This is a genomic window from Streptomyces sp. NPDC019396 (assembly GCF_040632375.1).
Taxonomy (GTDB): Bacteria; Actinomycetota; Actinomycetes; order Streptomycetales; family Streptomycetaceae; genus Streptomyces.
Genome location: NZ_JBEYBS010000002.1, coordinates 254289 through 272394, shown reverse-complemented (window position 1 = coordinate 272394; position 18106 = coordinate 254289). Strand labels below are relative to the sequence as shown.

At 71.8% G+C, this 18106-nt stretch carries 15 protein-coding genes; 11 read left to right on the top strand and 4 right to left on the bottom strand.

Features of this window, described 5'->3' with window-relative positions; translation table 11 throughout:
- Window positions 1-5: 5 nt before the first annotated feature.
- The gene (locus ABZ532_RS03260; RefSeq protein WP_361279135.1) at window positions 6-413 is read right to left on the bottom strand and encodes a YciI family protein; all 408 of its coding nucleotides are present in this window, start codon (window positions 411-413) and stop codon (window positions 6-8) included.
- A gap of 237 nt (window positions 414-650) precedes the next feature.
- Here ABZ532_RS03260 and ABZ532_RS03255 point away from each other — a divergent pair, with 237 nt between their 5' ends.
- From ABZ532_RS03255 to ABZ532_RS03235, 5 genes are all read left to right on the top strand, one after another.
- Window positions 651-2915 (top strand): HEAT repeat domain-containing protein, encoded by a 2265-nt coding sequence (locus tag ABZ532_RS03255; protein ID WP_361279133.1) that lies wholly within the window; start codon window positions 651-653, stop codon window positions 2913-2915.
- 273 nt (window positions 2916-3188) lie between these two features.
- On the top strand, window positions 3189-3905 hold the full coding sequence (locus ABZ532_RS03250; RefSeq protein WP_361279432.1) for a hypothetical protein: 717 nt from the start codon (window positions 3189-3191) through the stop codon (window positions 3903-3905).
- Entirely contained in the window at window positions 3902-5290 is a 1389-nt protein-coding gene (locus ABZ532_RS03245) for a HAMP domain-containing sensor histidine kinase (RefSeq protein ID WP_361279131.1), read from the top strand. The genes ABZ532_RS03250 and ABZ532_RS03245 overlap by 4 nt, the downstream gene beginning before the upstream one ends.
- Before the next feature lie 48 nt (window positions 5291-5338).
- A complete protein-coding gene (locus ABZ532_RS03240; protein WP_361279129.1) occupies window positions 5339-6733 on the top strand; it encodes an FtsW/RodA/SpoVE family cell cycle protein in 1395 nt (464 codons plus the stop codon).
- Window positions 6730-8196, top strand: coding sequence for a penicillin-binding transpeptidase domain-containing protein (locus ABZ532_RS03235; RefSeq protein ID WP_361279126.1), 1467 nt, complete (start codon window positions 6730-6732; stop codon window positions 8194-8196). Before ABZ532_RS03240 ends, ABZ532_RS03235 begins: the two co-directional genes overlap by 4 nt.
- 71 nt (window positions 8197-8267) lie before the next feature.
- Here the strand turns inward: ABZ532_RS03235 and ABZ532_RS03230 are convergent, their stop codons facing one another.
- Window positions 8268-8885, bottom strand: a complete 618-nt coding sequence (locus ABZ532_RS03230) for a Uma2 family endonuclease (protein ID WP_361279124.1) — start codon at window positions 8883-8885, stop codon at window positions 8268-8270.
- Between the two features lie 190 nt (window positions 8886-9075).
- On the bottom strand, window positions 9076-10143 hold the full coding sequence (locus tag ABZ532_RS03225; protein WP_361279429.1) for a ferritin-like domain-containing protein: 1068 nt from the start codon (window positions 10141-10143) through the stop codon (window positions 9076-9078).
- A gap of 179 nt (window positions 10144-10322) precedes the next feature.
- On the opposite strand from ABZ532_RS03225, the gene ABZ532_RS03220 reads away from it, so the two are divergent.
- The 6 genes from ABZ532_RS03220 to ABZ532_RS03195 all read left to right on the top strand — a co-directional run bounded on the left by ABZ532_RS03220 (window position 10323) and on the right by ABZ532_RS03195 (window position 16817).
- Complete coding sequence (locus ABZ532_RS03220; RefSeq protein WP_361279122.1) at window positions 10323-11258, top strand: diiron oxygenase; 936 nt, start codon at window positions 10323-10325, stop codon at window positions 11256-11258.
- Window positions 11259-11313: 55 nt separating this feature from the next.
- Complete coding sequence (locus ABZ532_RS03215; RefSeq protein ID WP_361279120.1) at window positions 11314-12060, top strand: helix-turn-helix domain-containing protein; 747 nt, start codon at window positions 11314-11316, stop codon at window positions 12058-12060.
- Between the two features lie 33 nt (window positions 12061-12093).
- The gene (locus ABZ532_RS03210; protein ID WP_361279118.1) at window positions 12094-12369 is read left to right on the top strand and encodes a hypothetical protein; all 276 of its coding nucleotides are present in this window, start codon (window positions 12094-12096) and stop codon (window positions 12367-12369) included.
- Between the two features lie 39 nt (window positions 12370-12408).
- A complete protein-coding gene (locus ABZ532_RS03205) occupies window positions 12409-14901 on the top strand; it encodes a PQQ-binding-like beta-propeller repeat protein (protein WP_361279116.1) in 2493 nt (830 codons plus the stop codon).
- A gap of 154 nt (window positions 14902-15055) precedes the next feature.
- The gene (locus ABZ532_RS03200) at window positions 15056-16207 is read left to right on the top strand and encodes a C40 family peptidase (RefSeq protein WP_361279114.1); all 1152 of its coding nucleotides are present in this window, start codon (window positions 15056-15058) and stop codon (window positions 16205-16207) included.
- Between the two features lie 13 nt (window positions 16208-16220).
- On the top strand, window positions 16221-16817 hold the full coding sequence (locus tag ABZ532_RS03195; RefSeq protein WP_361279112.1) for a dihydrofolate reductase family protein: 597 nt from the start codon (window positions 16221-16223) through the stop codon (window positions 16815-16817).
- A 29-nt stretch (window positions 16818-16846) separates the two neighbouring features.
- On the opposite strand, the gene ABZ532_RS03190 is transcribed toward ABZ532_RS03195, so the two are convergent.
- The gene (locus ABZ532_RS03190) at window positions 16847-18091 is read right to left on the bottom strand and encodes a styrene monooxygenase/indole monooxygenase family protein (protein WP_361279110.1); all 1245 of its coding nucleotides are present in this window, start codon (window positions 18089-18091) and stop codon (window positions 16847-16849) included.
- Window positions 18092-18106: the final 15 nt, after the last annotated feature.

Genomic DNA, 18106 nt, shown 5'->3' with positions numbered 1-18106 from the left:
GGAGGTCACTCCGTGATGGTGGGCGGTGCGGCCAGGAACGGGCGCAGCTCGAGCCACTCGTGGATGGGCTCCCCGCCCGCCCCGGGGGCGGCCGACAGCTCCCCGGCCAGCTCGACGGCGCGCTCGTGGCTGTCGACGTCGATCACCATCCAGCCGGCGATGAGGTCCTTGGTCTCGGCGAACGGGCCGTCGGTGACCGGCGGGCGGCCCTCGCCGTCGTACCGGACCCATGCCCCCTCGGGGGCGAGCGCCTGGCCGTCGACGAACTCGCCGGTCCCCTCGAGTCGGGCCGCGAAGTCGTGCATGTACTGCACGTGGTCCGAGATCTCCTCCGGCGTCCACTGGTCCATGGGCACGTCGTTGACCGAAGCCGGAGCGCCGCGGTAGTGCTTGAGCAGCAGGTACTTGGCCATCGTGTTTCTCCTCAGTGCTGGTGCGGCCATTCTGGCCGCGTTCACCACAGGGACGGAGCCGGCCACGGGTTCTCGACATCGCCGCCCGAATTCTTTTGGCTCTCGTGCGGGTGCGTCCGGCAGACCCGGACCCCGACAGGCCGGAAAGCCACGATGGGGTGCCGGTTTTCGAAGTCCTCGGCGTGGCCGCCGTGGTGCACACTCTCCCCAGGCACCTGGCGTGTGGGAGGCAACGGCGTGTTCACGGGGATCGACGAGGTCGACTGGTCGTCACTCGGGCACGCGTACGGTCCGGCGGACGACGTCCCCGGGCTGCTGCGCGGACTCGCGTCGCCGGATCCGGTGGAGCGGGAGGCCGCGCTTGACGGGATGTACTCCGCGGTCCACCAGCAGGGCGAGGTCTACGACTCGACGCTGGCCGCCATCCCGTTCCTGCTGGAACTCACCGCCAGCCCCGACGTGCAGGACCGGGGCGCGATCGTGGAGCTGCTGACCAGCATCGGCGGTATCGAGCTCGACGGCGACGACGAACCCGAACCAGGCGAAGCAGGGGAGTTCGAGGAGGCGGCCAACTACGCGATGGCCGCCGCCGCGGTCGCCGCGGGTGCGGAGGTCTTCCTCGGTCTGCTCGCGGACGACGACCCCGGGGTGCGGATCACCGTGCCGTGCGCGCTGGCGATACTGCACGACGAGCCCGCGCGGGTGCTGACGCTGTTACGGGCGCGACTGGACGCCGAACGGGATCCGGATGTGCGGCTCGCACTCGTCGAGGCGGTCGGGCGGATCGCCCTGCGCCACGCGGAGCTGCGCGCGGACGCGGTGCGGTGGCTGATCGGCCTGCTGGCCCGGCCCCACACGGCAGGGCTGCGCCTCGCCGCGCTGACCCAACTGGCCAGGTGTGCACCCGGGAGCCTGCCGCCGGACGTGGCCGCCGTGGCGACGGCCATGTTGCGGGACACCGGCGAAAGCGAGACCGGGACAAGGGAAGCAGGCGACCGGGAGACCGACTCACGGGAGACCAGAGCCCGGGAAGGAGGCGCACACGGGGCCGACGCACGGGCGACGGGAATCCCGGCCGGCGGACACGGGACCGGACCCCGCGAGGCCGACACATACAAGGCCGAGGTCAGGGAAACCGACCCACGCGAGAGCGACCCACACGAGACCGGCCCACGGACGCCCGGGAGCCGCGAGACCGGCACACGCAGGTCCGAGATCCGGAGAGCCGACGAACCCGGCCCCACGACTGACGGCGGCGCACAGGTCGGCTCCGGCACTGCCGAGCTCCTGAGCACGCTCTACGCGACACTCGGGGACCGGGTAGATGAGCGGATCACCCTGCTCGTGGGCAGGCTGACCAGTGGCGATCCGGCGCAGCGCACGGACGCCGTATGGATGTGCCACGGACTGATACGGACCTGGCGGGGCCCCTACGACGAGCTGGTGCGGTGCATCGGGGCGCAGCTCGGTCATCCCGAGCCCCGGTTGCAGGCCGCGGCGGCGAGCCTGCTGGAGAGCCTGTTCGCGTTGGCGCTGCCCGCCGCGGACGCGCTCGCCGCACGGCTCGCTCGGGGCGGTGCGGATTCGGTGGCGGGCGGGGACCGCGCGCTGATCGCGCTGGCCCGGCTGGGCGATCAGCGCGCGGTCCCCGCCCTGGCCGTCGCGCTGGAGGAACCGGAGCTACCGCGGGAGGCGGCGTTCGCGGTGCCCTACCTGGGCGCGGCGGCGGCGCCTCTCGTACCGCTGCTGCGGCGCAGACTGGCCGAGGTCGAGCTCGACGAGACGCTCTTCGACCGGGCCGGTCCGCTGCTGCCCGCCCTGGAGGCGCTGCGTGCGGCGGAGGCACTGCCCGAGGTGCTCAGGGTGCTGCGGGGCGCCTCGGCCCGGGGCGGCGCATGGGTGATGGAGTCGGTGCTGGAGTCCGCCCTGCGGACCCTCGCGGCCTTCGGGCCCGCGGCGCTGCCTGCCGCTCCGCAGCTGCGCGCGCTGCTGGGCAGTACGAACCCCTCGGTGGCCACGGCCGCGGCGCGGGCGCTGTGGGCGGTCTCGGGCGACGACGCCGCCGCTGCCGTACTGCCGCTGCTGCTGGAGCTGCTCACCGCGGACGGCCCGGACGAGCGCCGCTCGGCGGCCGCGGCGCTGGGCTGCCTCGGCCCGCGTGCCGTGACTGCGGCGCCCGCGCTCCGCGCACTCCTCGTCTCGCGTGAGCGCTGGCTCCGGATGGACGCGGCGATCGCCCTGTGGCGGGTCACGAGGGAGGCCCGCGACGCCCTTCCCGTGCTGGCCGCCGCCTGGGAGGAGAACCGTTACGGCCGGGTCGAGGTCGCCGAGTGCCTGACCGAGATGGGCCCCGCGGCCACACGGGCAATCCCGCTGCTGCGAGCGGAGCTCAGCCGCCCGCGGCGGCACAACGTGCTCGACGGCGGTTCGGGAGCGCATGACATCGAACAGGACGAGCGGCTGCTGAGGCTGTGCAGAAAGGCCCTGGCGAGCGGGGGCTGAGCACCGGCCGGACACCCTGATGGACGTTGCCGACACTGTTACACAACCGATGGATCACCGCAACAGCGGACAGATAGCCTCGAATATCCCCATATGCCGTCAAACCGCTCGGCACCGGCACGCCTCCGCATACTGTTATCGGCAAGTCAGAAAGTCCGAATGACAGACCGGCCCGAGCCCCTTCTGATTCTGACGCGGAAGACGGCGTCGTCATGGCATCAGCGAGGAGCCAGCCCCGTGGAACCGTCCCGCACCGTCGTCGCCGCCGCGCTCATGTCCGCGGCCGGCGTGGCGCTCCTGACCGGCTGCGGGGACGCGGGCGGCCTGGAGAGCGCGGGGGCCACCCCCACGGCCGAGGGGCCCCAGCAGCTCTGGCCCGAGCTCCCCGACATCTCCGCTCCACCGGTGGACTACGGGGAGAGCGACACCGCCCGCATCCCCGGCATCAAGGTGCCGGACGGGAACGTCCGGACCGTGAGCCCCGTGAAGATCGTCCAGGCGGATGTGGCCGCCCACCCTGAGCAGATCACCGGCGCCGACGGGCTGTACCGGCAGACCGCCGACCAGATCCGCGACTGCGGCACGCAGCCGAAGAGCTGCCCCGTACTCCAGCCGTACTACCGCGATCTCACCGGCGACGGGAAGGACGAGCTGATCGTCGCCATCAGGATGCCCGGGCAGCAGACCGCGATCCGGGTCTATCTCCCGGACAAGGACGGCGGGTTGACGCGGGTCATGACGTACTCGGACGCCATCGTCCGGGTGGAGCTGGCGGGCCGGGACCTGGTCACCCGCGCCGTGTCCGCGGGCATCCCGGGGTACGAGTACCGCACGGCCTGGTCCTGGGACGGCCGGCAGCACGCGATCCTGCCGACCCGCGACGAGATCATCCGCGTCAAACCGGCCACCCCCACGTCGACACCCCCCTCCTCGCCCACACCCTCCCCCACTCCCACCTCGGATTCACCGAGCCCGGGGGGCACCCCGTGACCGCTCCCGGCGCCGGCCGGGCCCGGCTGCGCCTGCCCGCCTGGACGGCGACGCTGACCTGGAAGGCGGCGCTGTTCATCACCGTGATGTGCTGCGCGCTCGCCGCGCTGCTCGGCGCACTGGTCCATGTGTCCGTGACCCGTGAGACCGTCGATGACGCCCGCGAGAAGGCCCTCATCCGGCTCGAAGAGGTCACCCACGCGTACGAGGCGGGCGAGCCGCTCGGCGGCTACGGCGCCATCGACCCACCCGGGCTCCCGGCCCGGCTGCGCGCGCTCGCCCTCTCGGGGCAGCGCGGCACGGTCGTGTCCGACTTCCGGGGCCGCCCCACCATGTGGGCCGCAGGACCCGCCGACGGCCAGGTCATCGCCGTACGGGTCGACTACTCGGTCAGCGCCGACACGATCAGCAATCTCGACCGGGCCATCCTCGGCTCCTCCGTGCTCGCCATCGGGGCGACCCTGCTCGTGGGCGCGTTCGCGGTGACACGGGTGACCCGCAGGCTCCATCTGACCGCGCAGGTGGCCCGGCGGATCAGCGCGGGCGACCTGGACGCCCGGGTCAACGACCCGCGCACCAAGGACCCGTCCCGGCCCGAGGACGAGGTCGCCACGGTCTCCGAAGCCCTGGACACCATGGCCTCCACACTCCAGGAGAAGCTCCTCAACGAGCAGCGCTTCACCGCCGATGTGGCGCACGAACTCCGCACTCCGCTGACGGGCCTGTCCGCCGCCGCCGAGCTGCTTCCGCCCGGCAGGCCCTCGGAGCTCGTCCAGGACCGGGTGCGCACCATGCGCGCGCTGACCGAGGACCTGCTGGAGATCTCCCGTCTTGACACGGGCGGCGAGACGGTGGACCTCGACATCCATGAACTCGCCCCGCTCACCGAGCGCGTCGTACGGTCCGTGCGCAGCACCGGCTGTGAGACCGAGCTGAGGATAGGCAGGCAGGTGCGCGTGGAGACGGACCAGCGGCGGCTCGAGCGGGTGCTGGGCAATCTGATCACCAACGCCCACAAGCACGGCGCCCGGCCGGTCGTGGTGTCGGTCGACGGTCCGGTGGTGACGGTTCGGGACCATGGCACCGGATATCCGCGGTATCTGCTGGAGCACGGCCCCCAGCGGTTCCGCACCGAGTCGGGCGGCAAGGGGCACGGCCTGGGGCTCACCATCGCCGTGGGGCAGGCGGCGGTGATCGGCGCGGAGCTGGAGTTCGCCAACGCGCCGGAGGGCGGGGCGATCGCCCGGCTGAGACTGCCCGAGTACGCGCACGCCGACCACGAGTCCGTTGCCCCCCACCCCGGTCTGCACCCGGGCCCGCATCCCGATCCGAACCGGGGCCCGCACCACCCCAGTCCGCGCCCTGAGGAACCCGACACCCCCTGAGTCCCCGGATAGGCGGACATAACACCCCCGCTTGCTACGTTGCCGGTCATGACCGCACCGGCAGCGGGCGCTCCCCCGCCCGCACTTCGTCTGCCGAAACGGCGCGGGGTCGAGCTCACGCTCCTCGTCAGCGCCGTCCTCATCTGCGTCTTCGGCTACGCCGCCGTCGGCCTCAACCGGTCCGGAGCCGTCCCGCCCGACGCCGCCTCCTACGGCGCGGGCCTCGGCCTGCTGGCGCTGTTCGCCCATCTCGCCGTGCGCTTCAGGGCCCCGTACGCGGACCCGCTGCTGCTGCCGATCGCGGTTCTCCTCAACGGTCTGGGCCTGGTCCTGATCTACCGGCTCGACCTGGAGGCCCCCGGCGCCCCCGCCGCTCCGGCCCAGCTCGTGTGGTCGACCCTGGGGGTCGCCCTGTTCATCGCCGTGGTGCTGGTGCTGCGCGACCACCGGGTGCTCCAGCGCTACGCGTATGTCTCGGTCGCCGCCGCCCTGGCCCTGATGCTCCTGCCGATCCTCTTCCCGCCGGTGAACGGAGCCCGTATCTGGATCCGGGTCGGGGGGTTCTCGTTCCAGCCCGGAGAGTTCGCCAAGATCCTGCTCGCGGTGTTCTTCGCCGCGTATCTCGCCGCCAACCGCAACGCGCTCGCCTACACCGGCCGCCGGATCTGGAGGCTCCAGTTCCCCACCGGCAGGGCACTCGGGCCCATCGTCACGATCTGGCTGATCAGCGTGGGCGTGCTGGTGCTGGAGCGGGATCTCGGCACCTCGGCGCTGTTCTTCGGGCTGTTCGTGATCATGCTGTACGTGGCGACGGGGCGCACCGGCTGGATCGCGGTGGGGCTGCTGCTCGCCGGTGTGGGCGCCTTCGCCGTCGGCGCGCTCGAACCGCATGTGCGCGTACGGGTCCAGGACTGGCTGGCCCCGTTCTCCTCCATCGACGCGGGGCTCGGACCGAGCCAGCTCGCCCAGTCGCTCTTCTCGTTCGCCGCCGGGGGGATGCAGGGCACGGGTCTCGGCGCGGGGCACTCGACCCTGATCGGTTTCGCCGCCAAGTCCGACTTCATCCTGGCGACGGCGGGCGAGGAGCTGGGACTCATCGGGGTCAGCGCGCTGATCCTGCTCTACGGGCTGCTGGTGGCGCGCGGCTACGAGGCAGGGCTCGCCCTGCGCGACCCCTTCGGGCGGCTCGTCGCCATCGGGCTCGCCTCGATCATCGCGGTGCAGGTCTTCGTCATCGCGGGAGGGGTGACCGGGCTCATCCCGCTCACCGGGATGGCCATGCCGTTCCTCGCGCAGGGCGGGTCGTCCGTGGTCACCAACTGGATCATCGTGGCACTGCTGATCCGCGTCAGCGACTCGGCCCGCGCCCCGCTGCCCGGGCCCGAGGACGGCGCCGCCCCGGCACCGTCCGTGATGACCACGGCCCCGGGGAACGGCCGATGACCCGCTATATCCGCCGCGCCGCGTTCTTGTGCCTGGTCCTGCTGGCGGCGCTGCTGGTGAACGTCGTACGGCTCCAGCTCTTCCAGGCCGCCGAACTCCGCGACAACCCGGCCAACCGCCGTCCCCTCATCGCCCGTTACGCCGCCCCGCGCGGTGACATCGTCGTCGGCACGCAGCCGGTCACGGGCAGCAAGGACACCCGGCAGCAGCTCCGCTACGAGCGGACGTACCGGAGCGGCCCCCTGTTCGCGCCCGTCACCGGCTACTCCTCGCAGCTCTACGGCACCACCCTGCTCGAACACACCGAGGACGAGTCCCTGGCCGGTACGGATCCGCTGCTCGCCCCGCTCCCCCTGTGGAACGACCTCACCCGCTCACGGCAGCCCGGCGGCAGGGTCGTCACCACGATCCGGGCATCGGTGCAGCAGGCAGCGTTCCAGGCACTCGCCGGGCGGCGGGGCGCGGTCGCCGCGATGGAGCCGTCGACCGGCAGAGTCCTGGCACTGGTCAGCAGTCCCTCGTACGATCCCGGGCTGCTCTCCGGGAACAGCGCGGAGGTGGTCGCCGCCTGGAAGCGGCTGAACACCTCGGCCACCCGCCCGATGCTCAACCGGGCCATCCGGCAGACCTATCCGCCCGGTTCGGCCTTCAAGATCGTGACAGCCGCCGCGGCGCTGGACGCGCGCGTCGTCACCGACCCCGACGCGCCCACGGACGCCCGCGACCCCTACATCCTCCCGGGCACCCGCACCCGCCTCCCGAACCGGGTGCCCCGCTGCGACCGGGCATCGCTGTCGTACGCGCTCCGGTACTCCTGCAACACGGTGATGGCGCACCTCGGGGTGAAGGTGGGGCTGAACAGGATGCGGGAAACGGCTGAGAAGTTCGGCTTCAACGACACGGGCCTGAGGATTCCCGCCCGGGTCGCCGCTTCCACCTTCGACCGCCATATGAGCCCGGACCAGCTGGCGCTGTCCTCCATCGGCCAGTTCGACACCGCCGCCTCCCCGCTCCAGATGGCCATGGTCGCGGCAGCCGTCGCCAACGGCGGCGAGCTCCTCCGCCCCTACCTGGTGGACCGGACCACGACCCGCGCCGGCCACACCGTGCGCGCCGCACTCCCCCGCACCTACGACCGCCCGATGAATCCGGTCACCGCTCAGCTGCTCAAGCGCCTGATGATCCAGGCCGTCGAGAAGGGCGGCGGCCGGCACGCCGCGATCCGCGGAGTCCGGGTGGGTGGGAAGACGGGCACGGCCCAGCACGGCGTCGCCAACGCCGGTGTGCCGTACGCCTGGTTCATCGCCTGGGCCCAGAAGCGCGACGCGACCCGCCCGGCGATCGCACTGGCGGTGGTGGTCGAGGACGCGGAGGCGAACCGCGACGACATCAGCGGGGGCGGCGACGCGGCACCGATCGCACGGGTGGTGATCGAGGCAGCCCTGAAGGGGGGCGCGACGTGAAACGGCCCCGCGTGACGGTCGCCGCGAAGCGCCCCGCCGTCGCGCCACCGGCGTGCGCGGCACCGCCCCGGTTACCCCCGTCCGCCGGGCCCACCGCGCCGGTCGACCCCGGTCAGATCAACGTCGATCGGGAACGGGGCATCGAGCTTGAGCTGCTTGTGGTGGATGCCCGTCAGGCCGTACGACTGCGTCGCCGGGTCGAGTTCGTACACGAACACGACAGGTAGCCCGTCGTTCTCCTCGACCCGCCAGAAGTGCGGGATGCCCGCGCGCGCGTACTTCCGGGGCTTGACCTCGCGATCACGTTCCACCGAGTCGTCCGACACGACATCGACCGCGAGAACGACGTCCTCCGGCTTGAACCAGGTCTGCCGGGAGCCGGTGTCCGCGTCGACGGGGACCACGAGCACATCGGGCTCAGGTCGGTTCCGGTTGTCGAGCTTGACCGTCATCTCGCCGATGGCTTCCAGGTGTTCCGGTGCCTGGCCGGTCAGCGCGGACACCAGGAGATGGATCGCACGTGAGTGGAATCGGGTCCGCGGACCCACGAGGACGAGGCTCCCGTCGATCAGCTCCGTATGAGGAGGGAGATTCGGAAGCCGGTCCAGATCGTCCGCCGCCCACCCGCCCACGGGCGGCCGCGGCCAGAGGTACTCCTCGTCCAGCCCGTGTTCGCGTGCGGCGCTCATGATCGCTCCCATGCGGTGGGGTCTGCCCGGTATGTCCAGCGTACCCAGCGGGTTCCCGGGCACGTCGACCAAACGGGTGAACGCCTCCCGACGACTCAGGCACTCCTCTGGTCCCGCCTCGACCCGCCGCCCGGCGCGCACCGGGGTTCCGCGCCGGGCAACCCGGTCCGCCCTGTCCCCGGCCCCGGACTCAGTCCGCGCCGCCCTCCGCGATCGCCTGTCCCACCTCCGCCACCCGCGCCGCCTCCTCCGTCGCGAAGCGCTCCTTGTCCAGCTCCTCAGCGACCTGCTCGTCCTGGCTCATCAGCAGGTCGAGGTTGGAGTCACCGAGCTCGAACACCCCCATGTCGACATACGCCCGCTGGAGCCGCTCGCCCCACAGCCCGATGTCCTTGACGCATGGCACGATCCGGCTGAACAACAGCTTCCTGAAGAGGTGGAGGAACTCGGACTGCTCGGTGTACTCCTCCGCCTCCGTGCGCGAGATGCCGAAGTCCTCCAGCACCTCGATGCCCCTGATGCGGTCCCGCATCAGATAGCAGCCCTCGATGACGAACTCCTCGCGCTCCCGGAGTTCCGCGTCCGTCAGCTGCTTGTAGTAGTCCCGCAGCGCCATCCGCCCGAAGGCGACGTGCCGGGCCTCGTCCTGCATCACGTACGCCAGGATCTGCTTGGGCAGCGGCTTGTCCGTGGTGTCGCGGATCATGCCGAACGCGGCCAGTGCCAGGCCTTCGATGAGCACCTGCATGCCGAGGTACGGCATGTCCCAGCGGGAGTCGCGGAGGGTGTCGCCGAGCAGGGCCTGGAGGTTGTCGTTGATCGGGTAGAGCATCCCGATCTTCTCGTGCAGGAAGCGCCCGTAGATCTCCGCGTGCCGGGCCTCGTCCATGGTCTGGGTCGCGGAGTAGAACTTGGCGTCGAGGTCGGGTGCGGACTCGACGATCCGCGCCGCGCAGACCATGGCTCCCTGCTCGCCGTGCAGGAACTGGCTGAACTGCCAGGCGGTGTAGTTGCGCCGGAGCTCGCCCTTGTCCTTCTCGGTCATCTTCGACCAGTGGCGGGTGCCGTAGAGGCTGAGGGACTCGTCCGGGGTGCCGAGCGGGTCGTACGGGTCGACCTCGAGGTCCCAGTCGATCCGCTTGGCGCCGTCCCACTGTTTGTCCTTGCCCTTCTGGTACAGGGCGAGCAGTCGGTCCCGGCCGTCGTCGTATTCCCAGGTGAAACGGGCTGAGCCCGACGCGGGTACGGACCAGTTCATATCGTCAGGGGTGTGGGTGTAGAAGTCACGTGTCGGCACGAACAGCTCCTTCGCGGTCCGTTGACCGTCTGACGGTCTGTCTGACGTCTTCAGGCAGGCTCACACGTTGGTAGACAGCGGGTCAACAAGTGCCGCGCAAGGGATTGACGACTTTGCTGACACGCAGTCTCATAAGTGCCATGACAACGGTGACCCCACGCGATCTCACGCTCCTCCGCGACGCCCTCGGCCCGCTCAGGGACCGCGAACAGGTCGCCGAGCGCCTGCTCGAGTCCTCGGCCAAGCACTCCTTCGACCCGGACAAGGAGCTGGACTGGGACGCTCCGTTCGAGGACGGCAAGTGGTTCTGGCCCCCTGAGCTGGTGTCCCTGTACGGCACCCCGCTGTGGAAGCGGATGCCGGAGGAACAGCGGATGGAACTGGCCCGGCACGAGTCCGCGTCGCTCGCCTCGCTCGGCATCTGGTTCGAGATCATCCTGATGCAGCTGCTGGTGAGGCATATCTACGACAAGCCCGTGACCAGCAACCACGTGCGCTACGCGCTGACCGAGATCGCGGACGAGTGCCGTCACTCCATGATGTTCGCCAGGCTGATCGAGAAAGGCGGCACCCCGGCCTACCAGGTGCCCCGGGTCTACCACAACCTCGCCCGTGTACTGAAGACCATCTCGACCACCCCCGGTTCCTTCGCGGCGACACTGCTCGGCGAGGAGATCCTGGACTGGATGCAGCGGCTCACCTTCCCCGACGAGCGGGTCCAGACCCTGGTGCGAGGGGTGACCCGGATCCATGTCGTCGAGGAGTCCCGCCATGTCCGCTACGCCCGCGAGGAGCTGCGCCGCCAGATGGTGACCGCGCCGCGCTGGGAGCAGGAGCTCACCCGGGTCAGCTGCGGTGAGGCGGCGCGGATCTTCTCCATCTGCTTCGTCAATCCCCAGGTGTACGAGAACGTCGGCCTGGACCGGCGTGAGGCCGTGGCCCAGGTGAAGGCGAGCGGCCACCGCCGCGAGGTGATGCAGACAGGGGCCAAACGGCTCACGGACTTCCTGGACGACATCGGCGTGCTGCGCGGCGCGGGCCGCAGGCTGTGGAAGAGCTCGGGACTGCTGGCCTGAGGACGGGGCCGGAAGCGTGCCCCCACGCTCCAGGGGCGGCGGTTACGCTGCCCGTATGACCACTCCTCGTGCTCCGAGTGCTCCCGCGGGGAACCGCGCCTACCGGAGGCTGAGCGTGGAGGAGCGCCGCAGCCAGCTGCTGCGTGCCGCGCTCACCCTGTTCGCGCACCGGGCGCCCGAGGACGTGTCCCTCGACGACGTGGCGGAGGCGGCCGGGGTGTCCCGGCCGCTGGTGTACCGCTACTTCCCCGGCGGCAAGCAGCAGTTGTACGAGGCGGCGCTGCGCAGCTCGGCCGACGCGCTCGTGCTCTGCTTCGCCGAGCCACCCACCGGGCCGCCCACAGAGCGGCTCGGCCGCGTACTGGACCGCTATCTCGACTTCGTCGTCCAGCACGATGCCGGATTCAGTGCCCTGCTGCGCGGCGGCAGTGTCGCCGCGACCTCCCGCGCGACGGCGATCGTGGACCAGGTGCGGCGCGCGGCGGCCGAGCAGATCCTGGTGCACCTCGGGGTGCTGCCCGGGCCCGGTCCGCGCGTGCGGATGATGGTCCGCACCTGGATCGCCGCGGTCGAGGCGGCATCCCTGATCTGGCTGGACGAGGAACAGCGCCAGCCCGCCGACCAGCTGCGCGACTGGCTCGTCGACCACCTCCTCGCGCTGCTGGCGGCGACGGCGGCGTCCGACGAGGAGGCCGCGGGAGTGGTCAGGAAGCTCCTGGCCCTGGAGGACGCGTCGGGCAGGGCGGGGGCGCTCGGGCGGCGGCTGCTGCCCCTCGTGGGCGACGCGGCCCACCTGCTGTGACGGACCCGGCGCAGCTGCTGTGACACTGGAGGGGTGAGAAGCGAGAACACCCCCTTCGCCGGCGGGCCGCTCGACGGCCGGGTGCTGCCCGTCCTCGTCGGTCCGACCGGCAACCCCCCGCTCTGGTACGAGGTGCCCGTGCCGGACGACGCGGGCGGGCCGCCCACCGTCCACGCGTACCGCAGGGTCCCGGCGGGACACACCAAGCGGCTCGGACTGCCGCGCGGATGGCGCTACGAGTACGCGCCGGGGGGCCGTGAGCGCCGCCAGATCAACTGGCCCTGGTCCAAGCCGAAGCGCGCCGAATAATAGGATCACCGCGACCGTACTACCGGGGGGAACTCGCCGATGAAGCCGCTTCAGCAGGACGATCCGCGCCACATCGGCCCGTTCACCACATTCGCCCGGCTGCGCGAGAGCGCGGGTGCGGTGCAGTACCTCGGCCACCCGGCCCACGGCACCGACGGCGGCGGCGCGGACGCCCCCACCACGGTCGTATCGCTCGCCCGGCCCGAGCTTGCCGCGCTGCCCGCCTTCCGCCGGCACTTCGAGGACGAGATCCGCACGGCCGACCGGCTCGCGGGCGGCTGGGTGCCGCCGCGAGCGGGCGCGTCGGCGGACGCACCTCAGCCGTGGACCGCCTGGGCCTACGTGCCCGCCCTCAGCCTGGCCGAGGCCGTCGCCCTCGCGGGGCCACTTCCGGAGCGGGCGGTGCGGACCCTGGGCGCCGGGGTCGCCGAGACCCTCTCCCGGGCCCACGCGACGGGCACGGTGCTGCACGGACTCACTCCGGAAACGATTCTGCTCGCTGCCGACGGTCCCCGGCTCACGGCCCTCGGCGCGCTCGGCGCCGCCGCCCGCGTCGAGGCGGGCGAAGGCGACCGGCTCTCCGTGCGGCTCGCCCACCCCTCCCCGGAGCAGCTCGCGGGCGAGCAGCCCGGCCCCCCGGCCGACGTCTTCGCGCTGGGGCTGCTCATGGCGTACGCGGCGACGGGCCGGATCCCGGGGCTCGCGGGGGACGGTTCATGGAGCGGTGCCTTCGACAGCGCCGAACTGCTTCCGGTCCACGAGGCGTTGCGCGGACTGGTGACCGACTGCCTGGCCCGGTCGGCGGCCGACCGGCCCACGGCAGGCGCGATCGCCGCCGCCCTGTCCCTGGCGGGCGCGTCGGCCCTGGCCAGGGAGGGCTGGCTGCCGGAACCGATCACCGCCGCGCTGGCCGCCCAGGCCGCCGCGGTGTCCGGGGCGCGGGAGCAGGGTGCCCAGCATCCTTTGTCGGGCGGGCTGTTCGCGCCGTCCGAACCGAAGGCCCTGCCTGCGCCGAGGACGCCCACGCTCCCCGTCGCGGGCCTCGAGGGTCCGCTGCCGTCGGGTATCGGCAGCACGAACACCATCGCCCTCGGCCCGGCACGGGGGAGCGCCGGCCAGAGCGCCGGCGCGCCCGGCGCACCGCTGCTCCCGGCCCGAGCCCTGCCCCCAGCCGAAACCACCGGCTATCCGCACCCCGCGGCACTCGTTCCCGCGCCCGTCCCCGGCCCTGGCGGCGAACCATCCGCCGCTCCGTCCGCCCCCAAGTCCAGCGTCACGGCCTCCGTCCTGGCCGCCCAGGCAGGGGCCCGTCGACGAGTGGTCGTGGCGGCGGGCGCGGCGGGTGCGGCGGGTCTGCTGCTGGGCGGGGGCATCGGGTTCACGGTCGCGAGTGGCCGCTCGAAGTCGTCCCCTGCCCCGGCGCCGGAGCCCCGGTCCATCCCCGGTGTGCCGCCCACCCCGCTGTGGGCCTACGAGCATTCGGGTGAGGACTCCGTGGAGCCCGTGGTCTGGCGTGACCGGGTGCTGGTGCTCGCCGAGGCGCACCAGTGCACGGGGGTGGACCTGCGCGGCGGTCACCGCCTGTGGACGCAGTCGGGTGCCCGGGCCGCGTTCGAGCCCATCGTCGTGGGCGACAGTGTGTTCGTGATCGGCCCCACGCAGTTCTTCTGGCTCTCCCCGGAGGACGGCACCGTCAAGAACAGTGTGAGCGCACCGGCCCATGTCACCGCCCTGGCCGGGTTCGAGGGGCCGGTGGTGTGGTTCAGCGGGACGGTGGGTGCGGCCACGTATCTGTTCGCGTACGACATGGCCGCCCGAAAGGAACTCTGGCGGTCCCAGGTCCCGAACGGCCGTTCCCGCAGCGCCCTGCCCGAGTACCAGGCCGTCGCCGTGATGTCCGACGGCATCCTCGTACGGCAGGACAGCGACTCGCTGACGACGCAGCAGCGCAAGGCGAGCAAGGGCCTGACACTGTTCGCGCTGCACGACCGGAAGACCGGGAAGCGCCTGTGGAGCAAGTACCTCGGAGGGGTGCGCGAGGAGGCCACCGTCGTCGGCGACGCGTCGGGCCGGGTCTACGCACCGGTCGGGGACGACCTCCAGGCCTTCGACGCAGGTGGCGGCAAGCGCGTCTGGCAGGCGTTCGGCCCGGGCACTCCGGGCGACGGCAATCGTGGGGGATTCGGCAAGGGCCTCATCCAGAACGGGACCCTCTACCTGGGGACCTCCGACCATGAGCTGTACGCCGTGGAGACGGCGACGGGCAAGGTCCGCTGGTCCCGTTCGACGGAGGCGGGTGGCGGCGGGCGACCGAGGCTGCTGCTGTCCGCCGGGGCTCGGACCGCGCTGGCTCTGGAGGCCAGCCAGGTGACGGCGTTCGCGACGGGTGACGGACGCCGGCTGTGGAAGTTCCAGTCCTCCGGTGCGGCCGACGGGGACGAGAAGTCGGGCCGCTACCGCGGCATCGTCGCCGGAGGCACGGCCGTGGTCTGGCGGGATACGACCTTGTACGCGCTGCCCATCGGCCGCTAGACCGCGTTCTCCACAGAGCCCCCCAGATCATCTGTCCATAAGACAAACGGACTTGAGGTGCTCGGGTGGTGGCCCCGCGTGGCGCGGCCAGCCTCACGCTCAACAGGAGTCGGCCGCAGCATCATCCCTCCCGTGACCAACGGGAGGTAGAGGGATGCCAGACAGACTGCTGCGTACGCTCCGGACCACCGCGCTCGCATCCGCGACCGCTGTCGTGTCCGCGACCGCGCTCGCGGCGGGGCCGGCCACGGCCGTGCCGGACGGTCCGGCGGAGCCGCGGACCGTACGCGAACTGCTCCCCGTGCTCCGGGAGCTCTACCGGCAGGCGGAGGAAGCGGGCGAGGCGTACAACGCGACAGCCGAACGCCTGAAGGTCCAGCGCGCCGAGACCGGGCAGCTCCAGGCCGCACTCCGCCAGGCCCGCGCCGCACTGGACCAGAGCCGCGACGAGGCGGGCCGGCTAGCCCGCCGCCAGTACCAGGGCGCCTCGGAACTCTCCGGGTATCTGCGGCTGCTGCTCGCCCGCAGTCCCCAGGAAGCCCTGGACGAAGGGCACTTGATGGAACGCGCGAACAGCGGGAACGCCGCCGCCATCGCCCGCCTGGAGAACAGCGAGCTGCGCGCGGACGACCTGGCCGCCCGCTCCCGCAAGGCACTCGCAGTCCAGCGGTCCCTAGCCGACCGTCAGCGCAGAGAACGCAGCACGGTCCAGGCCCGGTTGGAGACCGCGCAGGCCCTGCTCGCCAGGCTCTCCGCCGAAGAGCGCACCCAGCTCGAGCACCTGGAGCGGACCGGCATGGACCAGGCTCAGCGCGCACTGCTCGCATCCGGCGTCCTGGGCGCGGGCGCCCGGCTGCCGTCACGGCAGGGCGGCGCGGCGGTCGGCTACGCCATCCGCCAGATCGGCAAGCCCTACGTCTGGGGCGCCACGGGACCACTCGCGTTCGACTGCTCCGGCCTCACCTCCCAGGCCTGGGCCGCCGCGGGCCGCCCCATCCCCCGCACCAGCCAGGAACAGTGGGCCAGGCTGCCGAGGATCCCGCTGCACTCGCTGCGCCCGGGCGACCTGGTGATCTACTTCCCGAGGGCCACCCATGTGGCGATCTACCTGGGAAGCGGACTGGTGATCCAGGCCCCCCGGCCCGGCACCAGGGTGAAGGTCTCTCCCCTCGCGTCCAACCCCGTCCTGGGCGCCGTCCGTCCCGACCCGGCGAGCACCCCCCTGTTGTCATACACGCCGCCTATGCTCCCGAAGCATGCGGCAGCGGGCTCGGACACCGGGTACGCCTCCGCCACGGCCCCCTAAGGAGCGAGTCCCCATGCGCATCGTGATCAGTGAGTTCATGAGCCTCGACGGCGTCGTACAGGCCCCTGGCGGCCCCGAAGAGGACACCGACGGCGGCTTCGCCCACGGCGGCTGGTCGCACCCGTTCTTCGACCCGGAGGTGGTCGGCGGCGCCTTCGACACCGCCCTGACCAACGCCGACGCCCTGCTGTTCGGCCGCCGCACCTGGCAGACCATGGCGGCGGCCTGGCCGGAGCGCGCGGGCGACCCGTTCGCCGACCGGATGAACGCCGTCCCCAAGTACGTCGTGTCCAGCACCCTCAGCGAGGACCGTCTGACCTGGGTCAACACCCGCCGCATCCCCGGTGACGAAGCCCTCCCCCGCATCGCCGAACTCCGGGCGAAGGAGGGCCGCGACCTCCTGGTGATGGGCAGCCCCACGCTTGCGCGCACGCTGCTGGAGGAGGGCCTGGTCGACGAACTCCGGCTCATGATCATGCCGGTGCTGCTCGGCGGCGGAAAGACCATCTTCCCGGCCGGAGGCACCCGCCACACCCTCGAACTGGTCTCCTCGGTCACGAGCGGCACGGGCACCCAGGTGTGCACGTACCGCCCCGTCCCCGGGCAGTAGGCCGCCTGCCCGGGGACCGTGCACACGTGTCAGGACCGGGCCGCGCCCGCCACCTCGCCCAGGTACGCCGCAGCCTTCTCCGGGTCGTAGAAGTAGTCCTCGAAGTCCGTCGGGTTGTTGAAGCCGTTGGCGAACCGGTCGGCCACCGGCTGGAGTTCACCCGCCGCGCCGATCAGGTTCAGTACGTGCTCCGGGGGGACGCCGAGCATCGCGTTGGTCCACTTGGTGACGTACTGGGCGTTCTCCCAGTAGCGGTCGAACGTGGACCGCATCCACGTCTCGTCGAAGGGGCGGTCGCCGTGCTCGGTGATCGACGCGAGGTAGGAGGCGGCACACTTGGAAGCCGAGTTGGCGCCCTGGCCGGTGATCGGATCGTTGGCGACGACGACATCGGCGACACCGAGGACGAGGCCGCCGCCTGGAAGGTGGCCGACCGGGTTGCGGACGGTCGGGGCATAGCGGCCGGCCAGGGTGCCGCCCGCGTCCGTGAGTTCGACCTTGGTGGCCCGGGCGTACTCCCACGGGGTGAACGTCTCCATCAGCTCCAGCGTGAGGGCCACGTGCTCGGCCGGATCCTTCACTCCCTGGAAGGCGTCGAGCGGGCCGCCCGGGATGCCCTCCCAGAAGAGGATGTCGGCACGGCCGGAGGTGGTGAGGGTCGGGATCACGAAGAGCTCGCCGACGCCCGGGACCAGGTTGCAGCGGACCGCGTCGAAGTCCGGGTGCTCCGGGCGCGGGGCGAGGCCGTGGACGTAGGAGACCGCGAGCGCGCGCTGCGGCTCGGTGAAGGGGGAACGGGCGGCGTCCCGGGCGAACATGGAGACCAGTTCGCCCTTGCCCGCCGCGACGAGCACCAGGTCGTACGTACGCGAGAAGTAGTCCAGGTCCGAGACGGCCGCCCCGTGGATGACGAGCTGACCGCCGCGCTGGGCGAAGGTCTCCATCCAGCCGGCCATCTTCACCCGCTGGTCCACGGACTGGGCATAGCCGTCGAGTCTGCCCACCCAGTCGATGACCCGAGCGCTCTCGGGCCCGGCCACCGAGACACCGAGGCCTTCGATGTTCGGGGCCTGGGACTCCCAGAAGCCCAGCTGGAGGTCCCGCTCGTGCTGGAGGGCCGTGTCGAACATGCACTGGGTGGACATGACCCGGCCGGAACGGATCTCGTCAGCCGTGCGGTTGGACATAAGGGTGACGTCGTAGTTCTGCGCCTGGAGGCCGAGGGCTAGCTGCAGTCCGGACTGCCCGGCACCGACGATGAGGATCTTCCGCATGGCCGTCTCTTTCGT

What these genes read in the sequence shown, in the direction of transcription:
- ABZ532_RS03240 (WP_361279129.1), top strand. Translation starts at nt 5,339, where the DNA reads ATGACCGCACCGGCAGCGGGCGCTCCCCCGCCCGCACTTCGTCTGCCG.
- ABZ532_RS03225 (WP_361279429.1), bottom strand. Translation starts at nt 10,143, where the DNA reads ATGAACTGGTCCGTACCCGCGTCGGGCTCAGCCCGTTTCACCTGGGAA.
- ABZ532_RS03250 (WP_361279432.1), top strand. Translation starts at nt 3,189, where the DNA reads ATGTCCGCGGCCGGCGTGGCGCTCCTGACCGGCTGCGGGGACGCGGGC.
- ABZ532_RS03260 (WP_361279135.1), bottom strand. Translation starts at nt 413, where the DNA reads ATGGCCAAGTACCTGCTGCTCAAGCACTACCGCGGCGCTCCGGCTTCG.
- ABZ532_RS03190 (WP_361279110.1), bottom strand. Translation starts at nt 18,091, where the DNA reads ATGCGGAAGATCCTCATCGTCGGTGCCGGGCAGTCCGGACTGCAGCTA.
- ABZ532_RS03215 (WP_361279120.1), top strand. Translation starts at nt 11,314, where the DNA reads ATGACCACTCCTCGTGCTCCGAGTGCTCCCGCGGGGAACCGCGCCTAC.
- ABZ532_RS03235 (WP_361279126.1), top strand. Translation starts at nt 6,730, where the DNA reads ATGACCCGCTATATCCGCCGCGCCGCGTTCTTGTGCCTGGTCCTGCTG.
- ABZ532_RS03195 (WP_361279112.1), top strand. Translation starts at nt 16,221, where the DNA reads ATGCGCATCGTGATCAGTGAGTTCATGAGCCTCGACGGCGTCGTACAG.
- ABZ532_RS03200 (WP_361279114.1), top strand. Translation starts at nt 15,056, where the DNA reads ATGCCAGACAGACTGCTGCGTACGCTCCGGACCACCGCGCTCGCATCC.
- ABZ532_RS03230 (WP_361279124.1), bottom strand. Translation starts at nt 8,885, where the DNA reads ATGAGCGCCGCACGCGAACACGGGCTGGACGAGGAGTACCTCTGGCCG.
- ABZ532_RS03220 (WP_361279122.1), top strand. Translation starts at nt 10,323, where the DNA reads ATGACAACGGTGACCCCACGCGATCTCACGCTCCTCCGCGACGCCCTC.
- ABZ532_RS03205 (WP_361279116.1), top strand. Translation starts at nt 12,409, where the DNA reads ATGAAGCCGCTTCAGCAGGACGATCCGCGCCACATCGGCCCGTTCACC.